Raw genomic sequence first — 22,376 nt, 5'->3', positions numbered from 1 at the left:
GAATCCGAACCACTGTCTCCACGATCAACATCCCGTTCTCGCCAACTGATCAAAACCAGTCGGCCGACTAAATCCCCGGGATGAAGGGGTCCTTTTTGCACGCCGATCACCCCACGAAGGGGGTGCCTATTGCACGCTGATCCTCAAGCCGCGGCGCCAAGCGCGTCCGCAACGACAATATTATCATTTGGCATGGGCGTGTCCGCACCAACCGCGAATGTGCAGCACCCGGTCATCGAGCCGGGAAGATGGCGTGGTACGGAAAGTCCATCGGCAAGCCCATGCCGCTGGCCCATTTCGAATGTCAGGATTTCGTCCCTCGTCATCGGGACCATTTTGGGCAGCTGGGCCCATCTGAAAGTGAGAAGGCTCTGTTCCGAAGCCCGGATGACGGGATCCGTCTCCGCCAGATTGAAACTCACATATATGTCGGCCCAGCCGGGCGGGTAATCGTGAATGAGTACGGAAGTGCCGCATTCCACACCGCGCCCGATCTCAAGAGAAAGGGCAAAGCGATCAAAACCCATATCACGGGCCGCGCCCGCGAGCGCTTCGTGTAAACTATCGATCGAGGCCGATCCCAAAATCTCGGTTCCATGACGTTCGATCAACGCAAGACGCATCTTCTCCTTCTACGTCCTCAGGCGCGTTCCCAACCCGCTCTAGCCGTCGGGCGCCTTTCCTAACTCGACCTTGGCATCAATTCTCACGCTGTGCCTCCGTCGTCGCCCTGCTGCTCAGGGCTATTACGAGCCGAATCTTCCGCTCCACGTGGAGGTTCGCCCGTTCCGGCGCATCAATCAAGTTGTACCGCACCGGAAACGCCGTGAGCGACTGTTTCGATGAATGCCTCAGTCGGCTTCGAGACTTTGCCGCCGAGACCAACCGGCCGAGCAAGAGCCTGCACCGCTCGGAAAAGGGCAACCCGAGCATGGACAATCTTGCGGCCATCTTCGGTACCGTGCGCAAGCGTCTCGGGGTCGCCATCGAGGCGCGTGCGATATAGTGCCGAACAACCGCTCCCGATCTCAATCAGCTAAACCCCCAGGACATATTTGGCTAGGCGCCCTGCCAAGCAGGAATTGACCGCTCGACTTGGCCGATGGCGGAGTGGCAGCTTGCGGTTTTGCAACATGAAAATAGAGATATTGGCTATTTTTCAAATGTCTGGGATCAGGTTCGATCTATTGCGCCCGCATCGAGCAAGGGCGCTGCGTCCATATCTCCCGCGCCCAATATGTCGGCCAGCCGCTCCGTGCCTGCCAGGATCATCGCCTGCTCCCACGCGGGGAGTGCCGAGAAGCGGACGCCGAATATCTCCTGAAGCATATCGGGCGCCTCTACCAAGCGGCGCCTGCCTTCCGGCGTAGCCTCCAACAATATGCGCCGTTTGTCCTGATCGCTACGCGAGCGGGTCACAAGGTGCAGGGCGACGAGACGATCCACGATCGCGGTGATCGTCGCATGGCTGAATTGCAGGCGCTGGGCGACCACGCCCGGGGTCACGTCTTCACCGCCGTCGATCTCGCGCAGCACCAGCAATTGTGATGGCGTAAGCCCCGTCGTCGCGGCTAGGCGGCGGGTGCCGCCTTCAGCAGCGCGCAGGACGCGCCGCAAAGCCTTCAACGTGGCGTTCGCTATCTCCGATTCCATGGATATTCGTTAGCGCCGTCGCACGCCGGCGCAAAGTCGTTCCAACTTGGGAGAATCGAATAATATTTCAGTTTATGAAATATAAAATAATGGCCAAGGGTTGAGATCGTGTCTCAAACCCTTATATTTCGCTCCAATCATGACCCGACTCGATCCGGGCAATCGGAAAATCATTTCAGGAGATGAAAGATATTTGATCGGCAAAAAGACGCAGAGTCATTGCCTCCAGCGAAAGATCGGGATGAATCGCCAATCACAGCGGCCTCAGCCACAGTGGACGATGTGCAGTTTCGCAAGCCACGTGCAGCCGACGGGCCGGCCATAACGGCGCTGATCGCCGCCTGCCCGCCGCTCGATCGCAACAGCCGCTATTGCAACCTCCTCCAGTGCGACCATTTCGCCGACCATTGCATCGTCGCCGAAGAGGCTGGCCGCATCGTCGGCTGGGTATCGGGCTACCGCCCGCCCTCTGAGTCCGAGGCCTTTTTCGTGTGGCAGGTCGCCGTAGCGACGGAAGGACGCGGAAAGCAGCTCGCCAGCCGCATGATCTCCGCCTTGTTCGCCAGGCCGGCGCAGGACGGCGTGACTCATCTCATCACAACGATCACAGACGACAACCAAGCTTCATGGGCCCTGTTTCGCGGCTTGGCCCGCGACTGGAAGGCGCCCCTCCGCCGCAGCGCCCATTTTGTGCGCGAGACTCATTTTGCCGGCGCCCATGCCACCGAATTTCTGGCCCGCATCGGACCGATTAATCGCAAGAATATCCAAGAAAAACGGGGATAAGATCATGACTATCATACCGCAGCCGTCCGGATCGATTCCGGACACGGCGATCTATGATCGCCGCGAATCCCAGGTCCGCAGCTATGCCCGCTCGATGCCGCGTCAGTTCAGCCGCGCCGAAAATGTATGGATGCACGACGATCAGGGTGGGCGCTATCTCGACTTCCTGTCGGGTTGCTCGACGCTCAACTATGGGCACAATCATCCGATATTGAAGCAGGCGCTGCTCGATTATATCGAGGCCGACGGTATCGCCCACGGGCTCGATCTCCACACCGATGCCAAGCGGGATTTCCTGAGCGCTTTCGAGTCGCTGATCCTGAAACCACGCGCGCTCGACTATCGCGTCATGTTCACCGGCCCGACCGGCACCAATGCGGTCGAGGCAGCGATCAAGCTCGCGCGCAAGGTCACGGGACGCGAGATGGTGATCGCCTTCACCAACGGCTTTCATGGCATGACCCTGGGCGCGCTCGCCTGCACGGGCAATGCCGCCAAGCGCGGTGGCGCCGGCGTGCCGCTCGCCCATGTCGCCCACGAACCCTATGACGGCTATTACGGCCCCGACGTCGATACCGCCGACCTGCTCGAACAGCGCCTCGCCGACCCATCGAGCGGCCTCGATGCGCCCGCCGCCATTCTGGTCGAAACCGTCCAGGGCGAAGGCGGCCTTAACGCCGCATCGCCCGAATGGCTGCGCCGGATTGCGGACATCGCACAGACCCATGGCGCGCTGCTGATCGTCGACGACATCCAGGCAGGCTGCGGACGAACGGGCTGCTTTTTCAGCTTCGAGGAGATGGGATTCACGCCCGATATCGTCACGCTGGCGAAATCGCTGTCAGGCATGGGTCTGCCCTTTGCTCTGACGCTCCTTCGCCCCGAACTCGACCAATGGTCACCGGGCGAACATAATGGCACCTTCCGCGGCAACAACCATGCCTTCGTCACCGCGGCGGCTGCGCTCCGGCATTTCTGGAGCGACGACGCCTTTCAGCGCGACATACGCCGCCGCGGCGACCTGCTCGAAGCACGGCTCGCCCGGATCGCCGCCGAGCACGGCTTCGAGGTGCGCGGCCGCGGCATGATGCGCGGCGTCAATCTGGGGTCGGGCGAACTGGCCGCCGCCGTGACCGCCGCCTGTTTCGATGCCGGACTGATCATCGAGACCAGCGGCGCGCATGACGAGGTGGTCAAGGTACTGGCGCCGCTCGTCATCGACGACGCGATTCTCGCCGCCGGGCTCGACATCCTAGAAATCAAGATCCGCGACGCGATGGCCGCCGATTACGCCGTCGCCGCCGAATAATTACAGGAGATACTCACATGATCGTTCGCAATCTCGGCGACATCCGCAAGACCGACCGCAACGTCCGCTCGGACGGCTGGGCCAGCGCCCGCCTGCTGCTGAAAGACGACGGCATGGGCTTTTCCTTCCACGTAACCACCATGTTCGCGGGCACCGAGCTCAAGATGCACTATCAGAATCATCTGGAAGCAGTGTTCGTTCTCAAGGGAACCGGAACCATCGAAGATTTGGGAACGGGCGAAATCCACCGGCTCGAGCCCGGCGTGATATATGCGCTCAACGAGCATGATCGCCACATTGTGCGGCCCGAAACCGACATCCTGACCGCCTGCGCCTTCAACCCGCCGGTCACCGGCAAGGAGGTGCATGACGAGACCGGGGCCTATCCCGCCGACCCCGATCTGGCGCGCGAGCCAGCGCCCGCCGACTGACAGCCATTCGACAAGAGAAAGGGAGACGTCCGATGCAAGACTTCTACCCATCACGCCGCGCGGCCGAAGCGGAGATGCTGCCCCGCCTCGATCCGGTTGTTCATAGCGACTGGAGCGATGGCGCGCCGATCACCGCGCGGCAGGCCGCCGCGTTCGATCGCGACGGCTATATGCTGCTCGAGAATATCTTTTCGGACGAAGAGGTCGCCTTCCTGCAGCGTGCCGCCGGAGGCCTGCTTGCCGATCCCGAAGCGCTCGACAGCGACACCATCGTGACCGAGCCGCAGAGCGACGAGATACGTTCGATCTTCGAGATTCACCGGCAAAACCCGGTCATGGCGCGGCTTGCGTCCGATGCCCGGCTCGCCGACGTCGCACGCTTCCTGCTCGGCGACGAAGTCTATATCCACCAGTCGCGGCTGAACTACAAACCCGGCTTCAAGGGCCGCGAATTCTATTGGCACAGCGATTTCGAGACCTGGCATGTCGAGGACGGCATGCCGCGGATGCGCGCGCTGTCGATGTCGGTCCTGCTGGCCGAGAACACGCCGCACAACGGGCCGCTGATGGTCATTCCGGGGTCGCACCACACCTATCTGACCTGCGTCGGCGAGACGCCCGACAATCATTATTTGCGTTCGCTGAAGAAACAGGAATATGGCGTCCCCGACGAGGACAGCCTGGCTGAACTCGCGCACGCGCACGGCATCGTCGCGCCCACCGGCAAGCCCGGCACCGTCATCCTGTTCGACTGCAACCTGATGCACGGATCGAACGGCAACATCACGCCCTTCCCGCGCGCCAACGCTTTTCTCGTCTATAATGCGGTGAGCAACCGGCTGCAAAAGCCGTTCGGCGTCGACAAGCCCCGCCCCTGGTTCCTCGCCGACCGCGGCGACCCCGAGCCATTGACGGTCGAGCGTGGCCCCCTCTTCGAAGGCGTGTCGGCATGATGGGGCGTCACAGCGTCGAGAAGATCGGCGGCACCTCGATGACCGCGACGACGACATTGTTCGACAATGTCCTGATCGGGGGACGGTCGGGCGCCGATCTCTATCACCGCATCTTCGTCGTCTCGGCCTATGGCGGCATGACCGACCTGCTGCTCGAGAACAAGAAGAGCGGCGCGCCTGGCGTTTATGGTCGCTTCGTCGCGCAGCAGGATGACAACGGCTGGCGCGAGGCGATCGAAACCGTCCGCGGCGCTATGCACGAGCGCAATGCGGCGATGTTCGCGCGCGCCGAAAGCCGTGCCGAAGCTGATGCGTTCGTCGATCAGCGGATCGCGGCGGTCGCTGCCTGCCTCGACGATCTTGCCCGGCTGCGCAGCCATGGCCGCTTCTGCGTCAAGGAGCAGCTGACAACCGCGCGCGAATTGCTGGCCGGCATCGGCGAAGCGCATAGCGCGCACAGCACCAGCCTGTTGCTTCGCGACCGCGACGTGAATGCGCGCTTCGTCGACCTGACTTCATGGGATCAAGACGATCTCGGCACCCTCGACGCGCGGATCGAGCAGGCGTTCGCCGCCATCGATCTATCCTCTACCTTGCCCGTCGTCACCGGCTATGCCGGCTGCGAGGGCGGCATGGTGCGGCGCTATGCGCGCGGCTATACCGAAATGACCTTCTCGCGCATCGCGGTGCTGACCGGCGCGCGCGAGGCGATCATCCACAAGGAGTTCCACCTGTCGAGCGCCGACCCGAAACTGGTCGGCGAAGGCAAGGCGCGCAAGATCGGCCGCACCAACTACGACGTTGCCGACCAGCTCGCGAATCTGGGCATGGAGGCGATACACCCCGGCGCCGGGCGCGGTCTGCGCCAGTCGGGCATTCCGCTGCGCGTGCGCAATACGTTCGATCGCGAGGACGCGGGAACGCTCGTCACCGGCGACTATGTCTCCGACGTGCCGCGGGTCGAGATCGTCACCGGCTTGCGGCAAATGCAGGCGCTGCAATTCTTCGAACAGGATATGGTCGGGGTGAAGGGCTATGACGCCGCGATCCTCGATGTGCTGACCCGCCACAAACTGTGGATCGTCAGCAAATCATCGAACGCCAACACCATCACTCATTATCTCTCGGCAAGCGCCGCCGCCGTGAACGCGGCTGTCGCCGAGTTGCAGGACCGCTATCCCGATGCCGCGATCACCGCGCAGCCGGTCGCGATGGTGTCGGTGATCGGCAGCGACATCTCGCGCCCCGGCCTCGTCCCCGACGCGCTGCGCGCGCTGGGCGACGCCGGGGTGGCGATGATCGCGATGCAACACCAGATCCGCAACGTCGACGTGCAGTTCCTCCTCGCGCCGCACGATTTCGATGCCGCTGTGCGTGCGCTGCACAGGGCGCTGGTCGAGGACGAGGCGGCGCCTGCGGAGGACCGGCGCGCCGCCTGACGTCGTCCGCCCATGCTCGCCTCAATCCGCCCGGTCCAAAGCCTGCTCCTCGCCATCTTCGTGATGATGGCGGGCAGCGGCTTCCTGTCGACCCTGATCGGCCTTCGGCTCGAACGCGCGGGCAGCGGCACGATGGTCATCGGCCTCGTCGCGACCGCCTATTTCGCCGGCCTGGTCATCGGCGCGCTGCGCGCCGGGAAAGTGGTACGACGGGTCGGACATATCCGGGCCTTTGCGGCCTTCGTCGCACTGCTTTCGGCCAGCACCCTCACCTATGCTCTGGTCCGCCATCCCGTGCCGTGGGGCGCGCTGCGCCTGATCGACGGCGTCTGCGTCGCGGGGGTATTCGTCTGCCTCGAAAGCTGGCTGGGCGACCGCGCCGAAGCGGGCACGCGCGGCACGATCCTCGCTTCCTACATGGTCGCCCTCTACTCGGGGCAGGCGGTCGGCCAGTTGCTGCTGCGCTCGGGCGGCGGCGTCGCGCCGCACGTGCCATTCGAGATCGCCTCGATCCTGATCTCGCTCGCGATCCTGCCGGTCTGCCTGACGCGCAGCGCCGCACCGACATTCGCGCAGGCCGCCTCGCTGCCGCTGCGCCGCCTGTTCGCCGCCTCGCCGCTCGGAGTCGCCGGAGCGGGGATCACCGGGCTGCTGCTCGGCGCCTTCTACGGCCTTGCCGCCATCTATGCGCGGCGGCTTGGGCTCAGCCTCGCCGAAACCGCGACCTTCATGACGGTGGTAATCGTCGGCGGGGTGGCGCTGCAATGGCCGCTCGGCCGCCTGTCCGACCGCTACGACCGCCGCCGCGTCATCGTTAGCGGCTTCGCGCTGACGCTCGGGGTCAGCATCGCGCTCGCGACGGAGCCCACGGGCGTGCTGCTGCTCGCGCTCGGCTTCGCCTTCGGCGGGCTCAGCTTCGCGCTCTATCCGCTCAGCGTCGCGCACGCCAACGACCGGCTGCTGCCGTCGGAGCGCGTGACCGCGAGCGGGCAGCTCGTCCTTCTCTATTCCGCCGGCGCGGCGCTTGGCCCGATCGGCGCAGCGGCGGCGATGACGCGCGCGGGCGCAGGTGGCCTCTTCCTCTTCATCGCGCTCGCGGCCGGCGCGATGCTCGTTTTCAGCGTCTGGCGCCTCGCGGCGACCGACGCGGTGCCGGGCGAGGCGCAGCGGGATTTCCAGATCCTGCCGCGCACGACGCCGACCGCGGCGCTGCTCGACCCCGCCGGCGACCCCGACGATTCCCAGCACCAGGTGACGACATGACCATGGAAACCGCTTTGCCCTCCGACGCCACGCCGGATTGCGCGCCCGCCGACCCCTCGACGCTGCGCCGCGCGATCGCCGCCTCGGCGCTCGGCAATGCGACCGAATGGTTCGACTATGGCATCTATGCCTATGGCGTGACCTATATCTCGGCGGCGCTGTTTCCGGGCGATACCGACGAAGCGGTGCTGTTCGCGCTCGCAACCTTCGCCATCTCCTTCCTCGTCCGGCCGCTGGGCGGCCTGTTCTGGGGGCCGCTCGGCGATCGCATCGGGCGCAAGTCGGTGCTCGCGCTGACCATATTGCTGATGGCGGGCGCGACCTTTGGCGTCGGGCTCATCCCCTCCTACGACCATATCGGCTTCTGGGCGCCGACGCTGCTGATCCTGCTGCGCATGGTGCAGGGCTTTTCGACCGGCGGCGAATATGGCGGCGCGGCGACCTTCATGGCCGAATATGCACCCGACGATCGCCGCGGCTTCTTTGGCAGTTTCCTCGAATTCGGCACGCTCGCCGGCTTCTCGCTCGGCGCGGCGCTGATGCTGCTCTTTTCGCTGACGCTCGGCGATGCAGCAATGCACGATTGGGGCTGGCGCATCCCCTTCCTGATCGCCGCGCCGATGGGGTTGATCGGCACCTATCTGCGTTCGCGGATGGAGGACACGCCGATCTTCCTCGAGGAATGCGCGGTCGCCGAAGCGCGCCGCTCGCCCCCAATCGGCGCACTGATGCGCGATCATTGGCGTCCGCTGCTCGTCGTCGGCGGACTGGTCGTCGCGCTCAATGTCGTCAACTATACGCTGCTCAGCTACATGCCGACCTATCTTCAGCGCCGCATCGGCCTGTCGCCCGACCAGGCGCTGATCGTGCCGATCGTCGGCATGCTCTTCATGATGCTGTTCCTGCCCTTTGCCGGCGCGCTTTCGGACCGCGTCGGGCGACGGCCGATGTGGCGCGTCTCGCTGCTCGGGCTGCTGGTCGGGGTCGTGCCGCTTTATATGCTGATGGACACGGGCCTCGCGGGCGCGACCGTCGCCTTCATCCTGCTCGGCCTCCTCTATGTGCCCCAGCTCGCGACCATCTCGGCGACCTTTCCGGCGCTGTTCCCGACCCCGGTGCGCTTCGCGGGCTTTGCGATCGCCTATAATGTCTCGACCTCGATCTTCGGCGGTACGGCGCCGGCGATCGGCAGTGCGCTGATCGGCTGGACAGGCGACCAGTTCATGCCCGCCTACTATATGATCATCGCCTGCCTGATCGGCCTTGTTGCGCTGCACTATATGCCCGAAACCGCGCGGAGATCGCTGCGCGAAGATCCATTCGCAGCGAGCGCCGATCGCTGAACCCGACTCGCCTCCCCAACGCCAACGACAGGAGAAAGGCCCGCTATGCGCGGGCGCGCCGCCATGCTCGAAATGACGAATGAGAACCTTTCCTCCCTTCGCAATTTCCCTCTCCTCGATGGCCTGCCGCCATGGGGCGAAACACTCGCCGCACTTGCCCTGCTCGTCGGTGTGGCCTGGCTCGCCAATTTCGTCGTCAAGTACGGCATTATCCGATTTACGCTGCGGTGGTTGCCCGATGACATTCCCACTCCCGCACCGATCGCGGCGCGCCTTGCCAACATCGTCCCTGCGCTGATCATTTCTTCGGGCATCGGCGCCGTGCCGCACCTGCCCTCGGCGGTGGCGACCGTCGTCAGCAATGTCGTCGCGGCCTCGATCATCCTTTTCGTTGCGATGGCGATCAGCGAGGCGCTCGGCTTCGCGAACCGCATCTATGACCGGCGCCCCGATGCCGCGAGCCGGCCGATCAAGGGCTATGTCCAAGTTCTCCAGATTGTCCTCTATGCCGGTGCCGCAATCCTGATCATTGCTGCGCTGATGGAACAGTCGCCGTTGCTTCTGCTCTCGGGCCTTGGGGCCATGGCGGCGGTGCTGATGCTCGTCTTCAAGGACACGATCCTCTCGCTCGTCGCCTCGGTGCAGCTGACCTCGAACGACATGCTGCGTGTCGGCGACTGGATCGAAATGCCGCAGATGGGGGCGGACGGCGACGTGATCGACATCGCGCTGCACACGATCAAGGTGCAGAACTGGGACAAGACGATCACGACCATCCCGACCCATCGGCTGATTGCCGACAGCTTCAAAAACTGGCGCGGCATGTCGGAATCGGGCGGACGCCGGATCAAGCGCTCGATGTTGCTCGATCAGAGCTGCATCCGCTTCCTGTCCGCCGACGAACGCCGCGAGCTGGGCCGCATCGCCTTGATCCGCGATCATCTGGATCGCAAGCGGGACGAACTCGGGGAATGGAACGCGCGCCTCGGCGAGGCCGGACGCGAACCTGTCAATGCGCGCCGGATAACGAACATCGGCCTCTTTCGGGCCTATGTCGCCAACTATCTTCGCGCCAGCGCCCGCATCTCGAAGGACATGACGCTGATCGTGCGCCAGCTCGCCCCGACGCCGCAGGGCCTGCCGCTCGAGATCTACTGCTTCACAACCACGACGGCATGGAGCGATTACGAAAACATCCAGGCCGATATCTTCGACCATCTGCTGGCGATCCTGCCTGAATTTCATCTTCGCGCATTTCAGGAACCGAGCGGCCTGGATCTGCGGCAGTTTGCGGCCTGAGCCAGCGCAAGTCCTGTCATGTCTTGCCGGATGGCAGGAATCCGGAAGCCAGGCCGTGATAGAGGCGCTCGCGGCAGACAAGGCCCGCAGCCGCTTCGGCGATCAAGGCGGTGGCGAGCAGCGGCAGCATCAAACCCCGGCTGCCCGTCGTCTCGGACATGATGATCACCGCGGTCAGCGGCGCCCGCACGACGCCGGTAAAATATCCCGCCATCGCCAGCAGCACGAGCGCGCCGGTCGGTTGCATCGGAAAAAGGAAATGGAGCACATTGCCCAATCCCGCACCCGTCGCCAGGCTGGGCGCAAAAATGCCGCCGGGCAGGCCCGCCGCCGCCGTCACCAGTGTGCTGACGAATTTGGCGGGACCGAACCAGAGCGACCCATTATCCCCCTCGATGATCGCACGCGCCGGGCCATAGCCCGTACCCCACGTCGTTCCGCTGGCAATGCCGATCAGGGCGACGATGAGGCCGCAGGCTCCGGCCAGGAGCAGCGGACGCCCGCGCGAAATCCGATACGCCCCGCCACGGGCGAACCACAGGGTCAGCCGTGAGAAGAGGCCGCCGCAGACGCCGCCCAGGACCCCGGCGATCGGCGCCACGATCAGAACAGCCTTGAGCGGCAGGGTCTGGCCGACGATCCCGAAATAGATATAGTCGCCCGCTACGCCCTGCGCGATCATGCCGGCGATCAGCACCGCCGTCATCACCAGCAAGGTCATGCGCTGTTCATAAGCGGCGGCAAGTTCCTCGATCGCGAACGCAACCCCAGCGAGCGGCGTGTTGAACGCCGCGGCGACGCCCGCGGCGGCCCCGGCCACCAGCACCGACGCGTTGATCGGCACCCGCAGCAGCTTGTGCGCATAGGCCATGATCGTGGCACCCAATTGCACCGTCGGCCCTTCGCGTCCGACCGACCCGCCAACCGCAAGCGCCGCCGCCGTCAGGACGGCCTTGAATAGGGCGGTTTGCGCGGATGCCAAACTGGTCGTTGCCTGCATCGGATCCCTTTTGGCGGCGATGATTTGCGGAATGCCCGATCCCCGTGCTGCGGGGGCCAGCCGGTTGGTGATCCAGACGATCAGCATATACCCCGTCGGCGTAAGCACCAGGGGCGACCACCAGTAGCGCGTCACCACTCGGGTGAACCAGCCGCTGACATGATCGGCAATCCAGGCAAAGGCGATCGCCGCAAGCCCGACGAGTATCGCGCCACCCATGATCGCTACCCGGCGCCGCCACACCGCCGCCGTCCAGCCACGCCGGCGCAGCGACACCCGGATCCGGCGCAAAGCGCCCTTTCGTGTAGAGGGAAGGAATTCGGCCATGCGGGATCGCTTAGTTTGCCGATCCGGTTTTGCCAATTTATCCGATCTGGCTGGCGCCCTTCTGCGCGGCCCGATCTCAACAATCCGATATCATATAATGCTGTCCACGCACCCAAGGACGGCGGGCGCCGGGAAAAGATATCAATGGCCAGACTGCAAAACAGCCAAAAGCCACCTCAGGAATTTTCAGGCACCGCCTTTGGAAAGACGATGCGCGGCACTGGCCGAAAGCGAGCTGTCGGCTTCGGGCCTCGCTGGCTCATATTGCAGACGTTCTCGGTACCCTCGGGATATTACCTAAAATTAACGTGGACCGATTGGGCACCTTCCAGTCAATGTCGCGAGCGCTCATCGGAGACTCGAAAAATCGGCGGACGGACTCGAACTGCGCTTCAACACAATGCGCGGTTTGATCCGTTTCAGCACCGATATTGAAAGTTCCTCCGGTTCGCGGCGGCACCGCTGCCGATACGGAGAGCAATTAGGCGCGGTTCCGATCATCCTATGGTGGGTTCGCGCTCCCGCTCGATTGATATTGTGGACGGCAACCCAACCCAAATCGCCGATCATTCGACGCGGGAAGACCATACCCTGTTGGGATGGCGAATGCGGGCGTTGCCGCAGCCCTCACCAGAATGGATGTAAACGGCGCAGAAACCATGCTAGAAATCGGACATAAATGCTGCGTCATTTCGGGGGAAAGGGCAACGCATGGGGGGCATAGGCACTGAAACCGGCTCGCAGAATAGCGATCTGAACGCGCGTCTCGACGAGCTAGAGCTCATGGTGCGGAGGCTGATGGGAGAGGTTGCCATTCCATCCGCTGCCGGCACTTTCATCCAACCGCTCACAGCGGACTATCATCACGGCGGACACGCGCACCGCGAGCCCGCGGCAAGACCCTCATTCGCAAGCCTCGCGCGGGCTCCCTTCGACAGCCGGCACGGCGATGCTGGCCCCAGAGGTTTCGACAGCGGCCGCGCGAAGCTGGTTCGCAGGCTCATTCGCAAGCGCCGGCAGCGCGACCAGCATTTCCCGTCCGACCTTTTCGCCGATCCGGCATGGGACATGATGCTCGATCTCTACGCCGCGCACTATGAACGGCGCGAAATATCGGTTTCGAGCCTCTGCATCGCAGCGGCCGTTCCCGCAACGACGGCGCTGCGCTGGATCAAGACGATGGTCGACGACGGACGCTTCGTGCGCGTCGCCGATCCCGATGACGGACGGCGCATCATCGTGAGCCTCAGCGACGATACACGCTGCAGACTCGACGAATATTTCGACAATTTCGAGGACTGATCCAGGCCTCCGAACGGCATACGCGCCAAGGCTACGCGCCGGATGGCGTCAGTTCATGAAAAGATTGCGCCGCAGCCGCTCGATTTCCTCTTCGCTCGGGGCTTCGCCGAGTTCGCGATTGAGACGATCGATCGCCGGACTGAGGTCGGCTGCGGTGCGGCTGTCGCCTAGCTGGTCGAGACGAAGCATCTGCTCGACCAGCGTATCGCGGATCGTGCGGACGGCCTGCAACCTTTCGATATCCTCCGCCATAATGCCTTGCGCCTTGTCGGCCTCTCGTCCAGACCAGCCAGCTGCTGATGGCGAGGCGCGCGGCAAATAGCAAACTCGGCGGCGTGCGAAAACATCTTCCTCACCAAAATGATCCTATCGGACGAGGTAAGCGGCGGATTCAATGGCCTTGTGTCCCATTTTGCGCCTTGATCAGCGCGTCGAGGCAGGCGGCGATGGCTTTCCACATCGCGATGCCCTTGCGGTCGCCCGCGAGCGCCAAGGCCCTGATCCGTTAGGCCACCACCACCACCGCGGCCCGCGTGCCATGCTGGCGTTCGATCGCGAGCGCGCAGGCCCAGACATGCTCTTGAGGTGACATGGCGTCCGATCTCTTTGTCCATCCTTCCCGCGAGGATGGCGGGCTAGAACAAGCGGCGCACCATCTGCCAGGCACCGACGAGGAAGGAACCGCCGACCACGATGGTCGCGATCCAGAATTCGATCGCGACAGCACGATCGCGCCATTTATTCGAGTCCCGCCCCTTCATGCAGCCATGATGGCATCGGCGAAGATTGTAGGAAAGCCCGCTCCCGCAAAATAGGAGATGCGGCGCACCACACACACAATCGCCCCGGCCGCACGATCGTCGCCATATTGGCAGCATATCCATCCGATTCTGGAAAACGGTCTTTTGCCGTAACGGAAACTTATGGTTAATATGACGGCACGATGCCGATGGATAATGACTCAAAATCAAAGCCCGACGAATTCGAGTTGCTGACCGAAAAGCAGGCGGCGGTTCTCGGTCTTCTCGCGCGAAGCCTGACCAGCAAGGAAATTGCTGCCAAACTTCAAACATCGGAATCAGCGGTCAACCGCCATATCGAGATATTGCGGTCGCGCTGCGGCGGCATCACCCGCGCGCAGCTCGCGCGGCGCTACCGCGAAAGGCGGGGCGATTTCCGGCAGATAGCCGGCGCTCCCGCATGTGTAGAACCTACCAAGCAAATAATTGATCTCGCCGGAACCCCGCCCGGCAAGGAAGGAGAGCCCCAGGACGGCTCCGAGGCCGGTCTCGCTTTCAAGGACTCGCTCGAGATGACGCTCGACGCGCCCTGGACGAGGCCGGAAGCGCAAAGGGTCGTCCCGAGGGTGCTCGACGGTGACAATGCCGCGCTCACCCGTGGTGCGGCGATCGCGATCATCCTGTTCGCGCTCATTGCCAGCCTGGTCCTCGGCCTTGCCGCGGCGCAGGCAATCACGGATGCGCTCGGCAGCTAGCCGCCCTCATCGACGACAAGATGATGAGCCCATGGCCGCGAGCGCATGGGCCGGGGGACGATAATGACCATTTCCAATCCGACCGCACCGGTTCCCGCCTATATGATGCGCATCCGCAACCAGATCCGGGCGGCCGAGGCCAAGGCCGACGAAAGCCTGCTCGCCAAGCTCGACGTGATGAGTTCGATCCTACGGGCGCGCCAGATCGAGGATATCCCCGCGCCGCACGTCGGCCAGGAAGCGATCATCCGGCTCGGCCGCGCGATCCAGTCCGACATCAGCGGCGCGAACGACGTCTTTCGCACGCATAATGCGCTCGTCGCCGACAAGACGCTGATCACGGGCATGCCGGGTCACGACGACACCAAAGGCTTCGCCGTCGAAGAGGAGGGCCGACAGGCTATTGCCTGACGATTGACGGCGCCGCCGCGCGGGGCCAGTTTCACCGAGTGAGCTGGATCTGGTCCTTCAACTTCCTGTCGGTTGCGATTCTCGGCGTGGCGGCGCTGCGCTGGGGAGCCGGTCCCGAACGGATCTGCGCGGCGGCGCTCCTCGCGATGAATGTTGCGGACCGTATCTATCATGCCCTCGCCGGGCGCGGGACGATCTACGGATCGGTCGATATCGGTCACCTCGTCATCGATATGCTCGTCGCGGCGGTCTTCATCGGCGTCGCGCTCAAGGCGAACAGGGTCTATCCGCTATGGCTATCGGCGTTTCAGCTCGTCTCGGTCGTTTCGCACTTCGCTCGCGAGGAGAGCCGGAAGATTGCGGAGCTCGCCTATTTCCTGATGAACTATGTCCCTTATTACGCCCTGCTCCTGATCCTGGCGGGCGGCATCTGGCGTCATGCGGTGCGGACGCAGCGCCACGGGCCGTACCGGTCGTGGCGCATCTCCTCGAACCCTTCGCCGGAGACCGCGCAGATGACGCCGCCGTCCGGCTGATCGCGCATTTCGGAAGCCTGGGGCGCGCGCTCGACGCTTCACCCGGGCAGCTCGCCGCCGCGCTCGGCCGCGACGATGATCTGGTCGGCGCGATCGTCGCCGCCCGCGCCCTCATCAAGGCCGGACTGCGCGAGCAGGTCGCGCGGACGCAGGTCTCGGTCCGCGACCCGCGCTTTCGCGATTATCTGCGCAGCATTATCGCAAAGTCGCCCACCGAATGCCTGCACGCGACCTTCGTCGCACAGGATTGGGGCTATCTTGCCGACGAGATGCTGGCACAGGGCGGGACTGCCCACGTCGAGGGCGATCTGCGCCGGCTTCTGGGCCGGGCCTTCGATGTCGGCGCACAAGGCGTCGTCCTCGCACACAACCACCCGTCGGGATCGGCCGAGCCGAGCGCGGAAGACATCAGGCTGACGCGCCGGATCGCCGATCTGACCCAGGCGGTGGGCGTCCAGCTTCTCGATCATCTCATCCTTGCCGGAACCGATATCGTCAGCATGCGCGAACGGGGTCTGCTGTGACGTCGCAGCCTGACCAGCCCGCAAGCGAAGCCGGCGACATCCCGCTCCTCGGCGGCAATGAACAGGATCAGCTCGCGGCCATCGCGCAAAGCGAGTTCCACAACCGCCGGCGCCGCGACAGTCTCATTCGCTACGATCTTTTCGCCGAACCCGCGTGGGATATGCTGCTCGATCTCTATATCCAGTATCACCGCGGCCAGCCGGTTGCCGTCGACCGGCTTTGCACGGTCGCCGCGACCGCCAGCACCACGGCGCTGCGCTGGCTCGCCCTTCTCATCGAGAGGGAGCTGGTGATACGGTCGTCAGCTGCCGAGGACGACGGCATCGTCCGCGTCGCTCTGAGCGAGCGCGGGATCGGCGAGATGGAGCGCTATCTGCGCGATTTCCTGCACCGCGACCGGCTTGGTGGCGACATAGCCGCCGCGCTCTCCACGCGCTAAAAGGGAAGCGGGACCAGGGGGACATGCTATGCGTGCGCTGACACTTGCCATCCTGCTTCTAATCAGTGTGCTCGGAGCCTCGCGCGCCGCGGCGGACGACATCGTGCCGAGCGCGCGCGTATCGAGTGCCGTCCTGGTTCGCGAAGGGCCGTCCACCGATACCGCCATCCTCGGCCGCCTGCGCCCTGGCGATAGCGCGCGGCTCGTCGGCGAAGTGAGCGGCTGGTACCGCATCGAGCTGCCCGACGGCACACAAGGCTATGTCAGCAAGGCATGGACGCTGGAGATCGGTGGCACCCCGCCGGGCGAGGCCCTGACCGGCGCGCCTTACAAGGTGCATGTGATCGATGTCGGCACCGGGCTCGCCATATTCGTCGAGGGCCGGGATTTCGCGCTGCTCTATGATGCCGGAAGCCAGGATGATCTCCACGACGGCGACGAAAACCGTGTCGTCGCCTATATAGAAGCTGTACGTCCCGGCCTTGCGCGCATCGACCATCTGATCCTCAGCCATCCGCACAAGGATCATCTCCAGCTGATGCCCGACGTCTTCCGCCGCTTCGAGGTCGGCCATGTCTGGGAGTCGGGGCGCATCAACAAGACCGATGGCTACTGCCATTTCCTCAAGGCCGCGATGGCCGAACCGGGCGTCCAATATCATGACGCGATCGCGGCGAATGCAACGCGGACCGTGACCTTCTCGGGCAGCGGCTGCAACGGAATGGTTAGCGTGCGCGAAAGCGCGATGATGGACGCGGCGCCGGTCGCGCTCGGTGCCGGCGCGCGCATGCAATTTCTCTATCGCGACCCCCGAAACTACGCCGATCCCAATGGCAACAGCGTCGTCGTCCGGCTCGATCTCGGCAATCGGCGCATTCTCCTCGCGGGCGACGCCGAAGGCGGCGAACGCGAATTGCCTGCCACGCCGCCGCAGTCGAACAGCATCGAGGCCAGGCTTCTCGCCTGCTGCGCTGCCGACATCAAATCGGACGTGCTCGTCGTTGGCCATCACGGTAGCCTCACCTCGTCGCGGCGCGCCTTTCTCGATGCCGTCGGCGCCTCGATCTATGCAATCTCGTCGGGACCATATCCCTACAAGCGCGTCCGGCTCCCCGATCCTGAGATCGTGACCGAGCTCGAGGGCCGCGGCGAGGTCTTCCGCACCGATCGCGACGATCTTTACCGGATCGAGGACGAAAGCCGCTCGTGCGAACTCAACCCGCGCAAGATCGGTTCCGATGCCGACGAAACCCCGGGTGGCTGCAACAATATCCTGATCGAGATCGGCCCGTCGGGTACGATGCGCGCAAGTTACAGTACTGTCGCCGACTAGCGCGGTCGGAAGAAGCGAAGATGACCAAGGCTCCAGCGGACAAGACTTCAGCGCAGCAAGATATGGCACCGGTGTGAAAAACGAAGGGGCGTATGTCCGTATCGTCACGACCTGCCGCGCGGGGCCGACCGACCTTTCTGCTGCTATGGAGAATGCGGGACTTGCGGTTGCCTTTTCCCACTTTTCCACTTTTTACGTCGGCAATGAAGCGCGTGCCCGCCGACCAATGGTCCTGGGGGCATGCCCCCAGGACCATTGCCATCCTATCAATCAACCATCATGAGGGAGCCGGACTCCACCTCTCACTGGTAACAATCAGGGGAGCACGTCACCCCTTTTCGGATATGATGTTGGTTTGTTGAGGAGAGCCTTGCGCTGCGTGCGGCGGAGGGCGGGCGTAGCCCGACCGGAGGCGCATGCAACGCAAGATAGATTTTTGAAGACGCCGGAGGTGGTGGTCAGCTGCGGTTTTTGAAGCGCCAGCTGTCGTTGCCGGTCTCGACGATATCGCAGTGGTGGGTGACGCGGTCGTCATGCTGATGAGGTGGAACAGCAGCTGCCCTCCCCGCGTGTGAACGACAGATATCCAAGCTCGTGGAGCACTATCAGGTCAAGCCGCGACAGCTGCGCCGCCAGGGTCCCGCCCTTGCCGATCCGGGTCTCCTCTTCGAGGCGTGTCACCACATTTAGCTATCCGCAGCTGCAAAAGAAGGCTGCGGATCTACCCCATCACATGGGAGAGCATTTCCCCTATCTGTTCATCCATTTCTCCTTTCGATTGAGCCTGACGGCCGCCGACGAAACGGCCGCACCCGAACCAGAGGCATAACGACACCGAAAGCATCGCGTAAAATGCGTCCAAGCACGAGGCCTTCGGCTCACTACAGCGCAGATTGCCGAGATGGATTCGAGGAGCTTACGCTGCCGCACGCTAGAGCAGCATATTTCTGGAGAATTTTTGGAGACAATATGGAGACAAAGCCAGCTGCGATGCGGCTTGTCTCCAAGAAAATAGCGGTTCGAATTCCGCCAATATTCCGTTTTTCTTGGGAAAAACTGGAGCGGGCGAAGGGATTCGAACCCTCGACCCCAACCTTGGCAAGAGTCCAAGTATCCATCCCGCTTCTATCCAAAACTACGATATTATATACCAAGTTATTGTTCTTGTTGAAAGTCACCGAAAACAATAGCACTATCCTATCCGTCGTTTACACATCACGGTGATGCGTAGGTGTTGACCTGATTTTATGGCAGGTAACGGAAACTCATGGGTAAAAGCAACAGTATCTTGCTCACAAACCGCGTCGTGAATGACGCGGAACCCAGAGCCAAACGCTATTGCCTATGGGATAGCGAACTGACCGGCTTCGCCGTGCGCATCGAACCGAGCGGCAAGAAAATCTTCATTGCTCGCTATCGTGCAAACGGAGGGGGACGGCGAGCTGAACAGAGATTGGTCACGATCGGCAGGCTTGGTACGCTGACAACGGATCTGGCCCGGCAACAGGCGAGGAAGATTCTCGCCGGTGTGGCGCTGGGCGCGGATCCCGCTGCTGAACTGAAGCACAAGCGCCGGCAGATGAGGATGTCGGAGTTGATCGATCTCTACGAAACCGAAGGCTGCTATATCCAGCGCGGTATACGCCAGGGTCATCCGATGAAGGAGCAGACCAAGGCCTATACGATGGCCCGCCTGCGACACCATGTCGTACCGCTGTTGGGGCGCAAGGGTGTGAGTGACATCAATGCCGGCGACATAGAGCGTTTCGTCCAGGAGGTCGCTGCCGGGAAAACGGCTAAAACCGAAAAGCTGGGACCTCGCCGCGTCGTTTCGGTACGTGGAGGCGACGGAGCCGCACGGAAAGTTTTTCAGGATCTGTCAGCCGTGTTCAGCTTCGCGAAGCGGCGCGAGATTGTAGAGCGCAATCCCTGTGAGACCGCGGCGGTGCGCAAGACCGACAATCGCCGGGAACGGTATCTCACATTGGCTGAGGTCCAACGCCTCGGAAAAGCCTTCGATGAGCTCGAAGCCGAGGGAACGAACTCCAAGGCGCTCAACATCATGCGCCTTTGGGTGCTGACGGGATGCCGTCGCAATGAGATCGCGGCGCTCAAATGGTCGGAGATCGATTTCGAACATGGTTGCCTCCAGCTCGCGCAGACGAAGACCGGCAAATCGATTCGGCCACTCGGCGTTGCGGCGATCGCTGTTCTCCAGAAAATCGCTCGGGAGGATGATAGCGAATATGTGTTCCCCGCAGAATCCGGCGACGACTTCTTCCAAGGTTACAAGACGCCCTGGAAACGGGCGATCGAGAAGGCCGCTCTTCCCGGCGTGTCTCCGCACACGCTGCGCCATACGATGGGGTCAACAACGGTATCCGCCGGCGAAGCCCTAGCCTTTGCCGGCGCTATTCTGGGGCATGCCAATCAGCGATCGACGGCGATCTATGCCCATGTCCAGCATGAACCGGCCCGGCAGGTCGCGGATCGGATCAGCACAAGAATCGCGGCCGCACTTTCGGGCGCGGAGGTCAAAGCCGCTGCGGAGCCCGGCACCGCCAGTGAAGATGATCTGTTGCTGAGAAAGGCTGGAGAACTGCTGCTGAAAGGAGGGCCGCAAGCAACCAGACTGCGTGCCGTGCTCGCCGTCATGGTGGATTGAGCAGGCCTAACCGCGCAACTATGATTGCGCGGTTAGCCTTTAGTTGCGCGGAAACGGTCATAGTTGCGCATTGACACCTTTAGTTGCGCGGTTCACTTTGCGCGCAACTAAGGAATCACCATGGCCCGCCCGATCCCAGAAGCCGAACTGGAAGCGATCACCGCCGCCGTTGCCGCCCATCCGGACGGAGCATCGATTGCGCAGATCGAGGAAGTCCTCGCGGCGCCGGTAGCGCGTCGCACCCTGCAGTATCGCCTGCGGGTTCTCGTCGATGCCGGGCGGCTTGGCGTTACGGGCGAGAACCGCGCCGCGCGATACCATCTCCCCGGCAAAGCCGCGCCCGATCATAATGGGCAAGCCGATATCGTTCCCCTGTCGCAGGAGGGCCAGGCGGCCCTCGCCTATGTCCGGCAGCCCATCGAAGCACGCCGGCCCGTCGGCTATGATCGCGCCTTTCTTGATGGCTATCGTCCCAACGCGAGCTTCTATCTGACCGAAGCCCAACGCGCTCATCTCACCGGCCTCGGCAAGCCGGGCGTCGAAGCGGCACCGGCCGGCACCTATGCGAAGCAAATCCTCGGCCGTCTGCTGATCGACCTCGCGTGGAACTCCAGCCGCCTCGAAGGAAACACCTATTCGCTATTGGATACCCGGCGCCTCATCGACTTCGGCGAGGCGGCGGAAGGCCATGCGCAGCGCGAAGCGCAGATGATCCTCAATCACAAGGACGCGATCGAGTTTCTTATCGCATCGGCCGACGAGATCGGTTTCAACCGCTACACCATCCTCAACCTGCACGCGTTGCTCGCCAACAACCTGCTCGCCGACCCGGCCGCGGTCGGACGACTCCGGCATATCATCGTCGGCATCGATGGCTCGACCTTCCATCCCCTGGAAATCCCGGGGCTGATCGAGGAATGCTTCGACCAGCTGCTCGCAACAGCGACCGCAATCGAAGACCCCTTCGAGCAAGCCTTTTTCGTCATGGCCCAACTGCCCTATCTCCAGCCCTTCGACGATGTGAACAAGCGCGTATCGCGTCTCGCCGCAAACATTCCGCTGATCAGAGCCAATCTGGCGCCCCTGTCGTTCACCGATGTGCCCGGCGATCTTTACACCCGAGCGATGCTTGCCGTGTACGAGTTGAACGACATCAGCTTGCTCCGTGATGTCTTCCTCTGGGCCTATGAACGCTCCGCCCAGCGCTACGCGGCCGTGCGCCAGTCTTTGGGCGAACCCGATCCCTTCCGTCTTCGCTATCGCGAGCCACTGCGCGATATCGTGCGCGATATCATGCGCGCACCGATGGACCGCAAGCAAGCGCGCGCGCATCTCGTGGCAGTTGCGGCTGAACTTATCCCCGCCGAAGATCGCGAACATTTCATCGATATCGCCGAGACCGAACTCCTCGGACTCCATGAGGGGAATTTCGCTCGCTATCAGGTACGTCCATCCGAATTCGCGGCCTGGCGTGTCGTGTGGGATACTAAATGACAGGGTATCGCCATCCCGAAGATGAACCCGTGAACGAAGCGCTCGAAATCCGATCCCGAATAGCATTAGGCCCTGAAATTGCCGCCCGGCATCCAGGGGAGGGGGTACCGGAAAAGCTATCGTTTGAATCAGCGAAATCTGGAATGTTCCGCTTTGAGATCACGCCCTAAGGCGACCTCCCTAGACGATAGCCTCCCATCTCTTCGCTGAATGTCACCAATCGGCTGAGGATCAGCGTGCAATAGGCACCCCCTTCGTGGGGTGATCGGCGTGCAAAAAGGACCCCTTCATCCCGGGGATTTAGTCGGCCGACTGGTTTTGATCAGTTGGCGAGAACGGGATGTTGATCGTGGAGACAGTGGTTCGGATTCGG

The 22,376-nt window shown here is 63.0% G+C and carries 22 protein-coding genes and 2 pseudogenes; 19 read left to right on the top strand and 5 right to left on the bottom strand.

Annotated elements, in window-relative coordinates:
- Positions 1-143: 143 nt before the first annotated feature.
- On the bottom strand, positions 144-623 hold the full coding sequence (locus tag CD928_RS00110; RefSeq protein ID WP_095383245.1) for an autoinducer binding domain-containing protein: 480 nt from the start codon (positions 621-623) through the stop codon (positions 144-146).
- A gap of 203 nt (positions 624-826) precedes the next feature.
- On the opposite strand from CD928_RS00110, the gene CD928_RS00105 reads away from it, so the two are divergent.
- Positions 827-1,006, top strand: a complete 180-nt coding sequence (locus CD928_RS00105; RefSeq protein ID WP_255246983.1) for a hypothetical protein — start codon at positions 827-829, stop codon at positions 1,004-1,006.
- 167 nt (positions 1,007-1,173) lie between these two features.
- Here CD928_RS00105 and CD928_RS00100 read toward each other — a convergent pair whose 3' ends face one another.
- Positions 1,174-1,653: a MarR family winged helix-turn-helix transcriptional regulator gene (locus tag CD928_RS00100; RefSeq protein WP_095383242.1), complete on the bottom strand. Its 480-nt coding sequence runs from the start codon at positions 1,651-1,653 to the stop codon at positions 1,174-1,176.
- A 273-nt stretch (positions 1,654-1,926) separates the two neighbouring features.
- Here CD928_RS00100 and ectA point away from each other — a divergent pair, with 273 nt between their 5' ends.
- The 8 genes from ectA (at position 1,927) to CD928_RS00060 (ending at position 10,476) form a co-directional block, all read left to right on the top strand.
- Positions 1,927-2,439: a diaminobutyrate acetyltransferase gene (gene ectA / locus CD928_RS00095; RefSeq protein ID WP_176473385.1), complete on the top strand. Its 513-nt coding sequence runs from the start codon at positions 1,927-1,929 to the stop codon at positions 2,437-2,439.
- 4 nt (positions 2,440-2,443) lie between these two features.
- The gene (ectB, locus tag CD928_RS00090) at positions 2,444-3,748 is read left to right on the top strand and encodes a diaminobutyrate--2-oxoglutarate transaminase (RefSeq protein ID WP_095383239.1); all 1,305 of its coding nucleotides are present in this window, start codon (positions 2,444-2,446) and stop codon (positions 3,746-3,748) included.
- Positions 3,749-3,765: 17 nt separating this feature from the next.
- Positions 3,766-4,179 (top strand): ectoine synthase, encoded by a 414-nt coding sequence (locus CD928_RS00085; protein WP_095383236.1) that lies wholly within the window; start codon positions 3,766-3,768, stop codon positions 4,177-4,179.
- A 32-nt stretch (positions 4,180-4,211) separates the two neighbouring features.
- Positions 4,212-5,132: an ectoine hydroxylase gene (thpD, locus tag CD928_RS00080; protein WP_095383233.1), complete on the top strand. Its 921-nt coding sequence runs from the start codon at positions 4,212-4,214 to the stop codon at positions 5,130-5,132.
- The gene (locus CD928_RS00075) at positions 5,129-6,571 is read left to right on the top strand and encodes an aspartate kinase (RefSeq protein WP_095383230.1); all 1,443 of its coding nucleotides are present in this window, start codon (positions 5,129-5,131) and stop codon (positions 6,569-6,571) included. The genes thpD and CD928_RS00075 overlap by 4 nt, the downstream gene beginning before the upstream one ends.
- 12 nt (positions 6,572-6,583) lie before the next feature.
- The gene (locus CD928_RS00070; RefSeq protein WP_095383227.1) at positions 6,584-7,834 is read left to right on the top strand and encodes an MFS transporter; all 1,251 of its coding nucleotides are present in this window, start codon (positions 6,584-6,586) and stop codon (positions 7,832-7,834) included.
- Positions 7,835-7,836: 2 nt separating this feature from the next.
- Complete coding sequence (locus CD928_RS00065; RefSeq protein WP_095383224.1) at positions 7,837-9,177, top strand: MFS transporter; 1,341 nt, start codon at positions 7,837-7,839, stop codon at positions 9,175-9,177.
- A 72-nt stretch (positions 9,178-9,249) separates the two neighbouring features.
- The gene (locus tag CD928_RS00060; protein ID WP_095383248.1) at positions 9,250-10,476 is read left to right on the top strand and encodes a mechanosensitive ion channel family protein; all 1,227 of its coding nucleotides are present in this window, start codon (positions 9,250-9,252) and stop codon (positions 10,474-10,476) included.
- Positions 10,477-10,492: 16 nt separating this feature from the next.
- Here CD928_RS00060 and CD928_RS00055 read toward each other — a convergent pair whose 3' ends face one another.
- A complete protein-coding gene (locus tag CD928_RS00055) occupies positions 10,493-11,803 on the bottom strand; it encodes a chloride channel protein (protein WP_095383222.1) in 1,311 nt (436 codons plus the stop codon).
- A 981-nt stretch (positions 11,804-12,784) separates the two neighbouring features.
- Between CD928_RS00055 and CD928_RS23660 the strand changes: the two are divergent.
- Positions 12,785-13,105: pseudogene (locus CD928_RS23660) on the top strand (MarR family transcriptional regulator); the annotation flags it as partial.
- A 48-nt stretch (positions 13,106-13,153) separates the two neighbouring features.
- On the opposite strand, the gene CD928_RS00045 reads toward CD928_RS23660, so the two are convergent.
- Positions 13,154-13,357, bottom strand: a complete 204-nt coding sequence (locus CD928_RS00045; protein ID WP_095383219.1) for a hypothetical protein — start codon at positions 13,355-13,357, stop codon at positions 13,154-13,156.
- Between the two features lie 338 nt (positions 13,358-13,695).
- Between CD928_RS00045 and CD928_RS22870 the strand changes: the two genes are divergently transcribed.
- The 7 genes from CD928_RS22870 to CD928_RS00020 all read left to right on the top strand — a co-directional run bounded on the left by CD928_RS22870 (position 13,696) and on the right by CD928_RS00020 (position 17,844).
- Positions 13,696-13,920 carry a hypothetical protein gene (locus CD928_RS22870; RefSeq protein WP_141237044.1) on the top strand — a complete coding sequence of 75 codons (225 nt, stop codon included), beginning with the start codon at positions 13,696-13,698 and terminating at the stop codon, positions 13,918-13,920.
- 173 nt (positions 13,921-14,093) lie between these two features.
- A complete protein-coding gene (locus CD928_RS00040) occupies positions 14,094-14,600 on the top strand; it encodes a helix-turn-helix transcriptional regulator (protein WP_176473383.1) in 507 nt (168 codons plus the stop codon).
- Positions 14,601-14,663: 63 nt separating this feature from the next.
- The gene (locus CD928_RS00035; protein WP_095383213.1) at positions 14,664-15,011 is read left to right on the top strand and encodes a hypothetical protein; all 348 of its coding nucleotides are present in this window, start codon (positions 14,664-14,666) and stop codon (positions 15,009-15,011) included.
- 38 nt (positions 15,012-15,049) lie between these two features.
- Positions 15,050-15,547 (top strand): hypothetical protein, encoded by a 498-nt coding sequence (locus CD928_RS22865; protein WP_141237043.1) that lies wholly within the window; start codon positions 15,050-15,052, stop codon positions 15,545-15,547.
- The gene (locus CD928_RS00030) at positions 15,487-16,071 is read left to right on the top strand and encodes a JAB domain-containing protein (RefSeq protein WP_141237042.1); all 585 of its coding nucleotides are present in this window, start codon (positions 15,487-15,489) and stop codon (positions 16,069-16,071) included. The genes CD928_RS22865 and CD928_RS00030 overlap by 61 nt, the downstream gene beginning before the upstream one ends.
- On the top strand, positions 16,068-16,511 hold the full coding sequence (locus CD928_RS00025) for a winged helix DNA-binding protein (RefSeq protein ID WP_095383207.1): 444 nt from the start codon (positions 16,068-16,070) through the stop codon (positions 16,509-16,511). Before CD928_RS00030 ends, CD928_RS00025 begins: the two co-directional genes overlap by 4 nt.
- Before the next feature lie 28 nt (positions 16,512-16,539).
- Entirely contained in the window at positions 16,540-17,844 is a 1,305-nt protein-coding gene (locus tag CD928_RS00020) for an MBL fold metallo-hydrolase (protein ID WP_095383205.1), read from the top strand.
- A 458-nt stretch (positions 17,845-18,302) separates the two neighbouring features.
- Here the strand turns inward: CD928_RS00020 and CD928_RS23570 are convergent.
- Positions 18,303-18,534, bottom strand: a pseudogene (locus CD928_RS23570) (ATP-binding protein); the annotation flags it as partial.
- 577 nt (positions 18,535-19,111) lie between these two features.
- Between CD928_RS23570 and CD928_RS00010 the strand changes: the two are divergent.
- A complete protein-coding gene (locus tag CD928_RS00010; protein ID WP_095383202.1) occupies positions 19,112-20,509 on the top strand; it encodes a site-specific integrase in 1,398 nt (465 codons plus the stop codon).
- A gap of 120 nt (positions 20,510-20,629) precedes the next feature.
- The gene (locus CD928_RS00005) at positions 20,630-22,003 is read left to right on the top strand and encodes a Fic family protein (protein WP_095383199.1); all 1,374 of its coding nucleotides are present in this window, start codon (positions 20,630-20,632) and stop codon (positions 22,001-22,003) included.
- The last annotated feature ends 373 nt before the right edge of the window (positions 22,004-22,376 follow it).

The sequence above is a fragment of the Sphingopyxis sp. GW247-27LB genome (genome assembly GCF_002277025.1).
GTDB lineage: Bacteria > Pseudomonadota > Alphaproteobacteria > Sphingomonadales > Sphingomonadaceae > Sphingopyxis.
The sequence above is the reverse complement of the archived record's forward strand: the minus strand, read 5'-3'. Positions and strand labels throughout refer to the sequence as shown.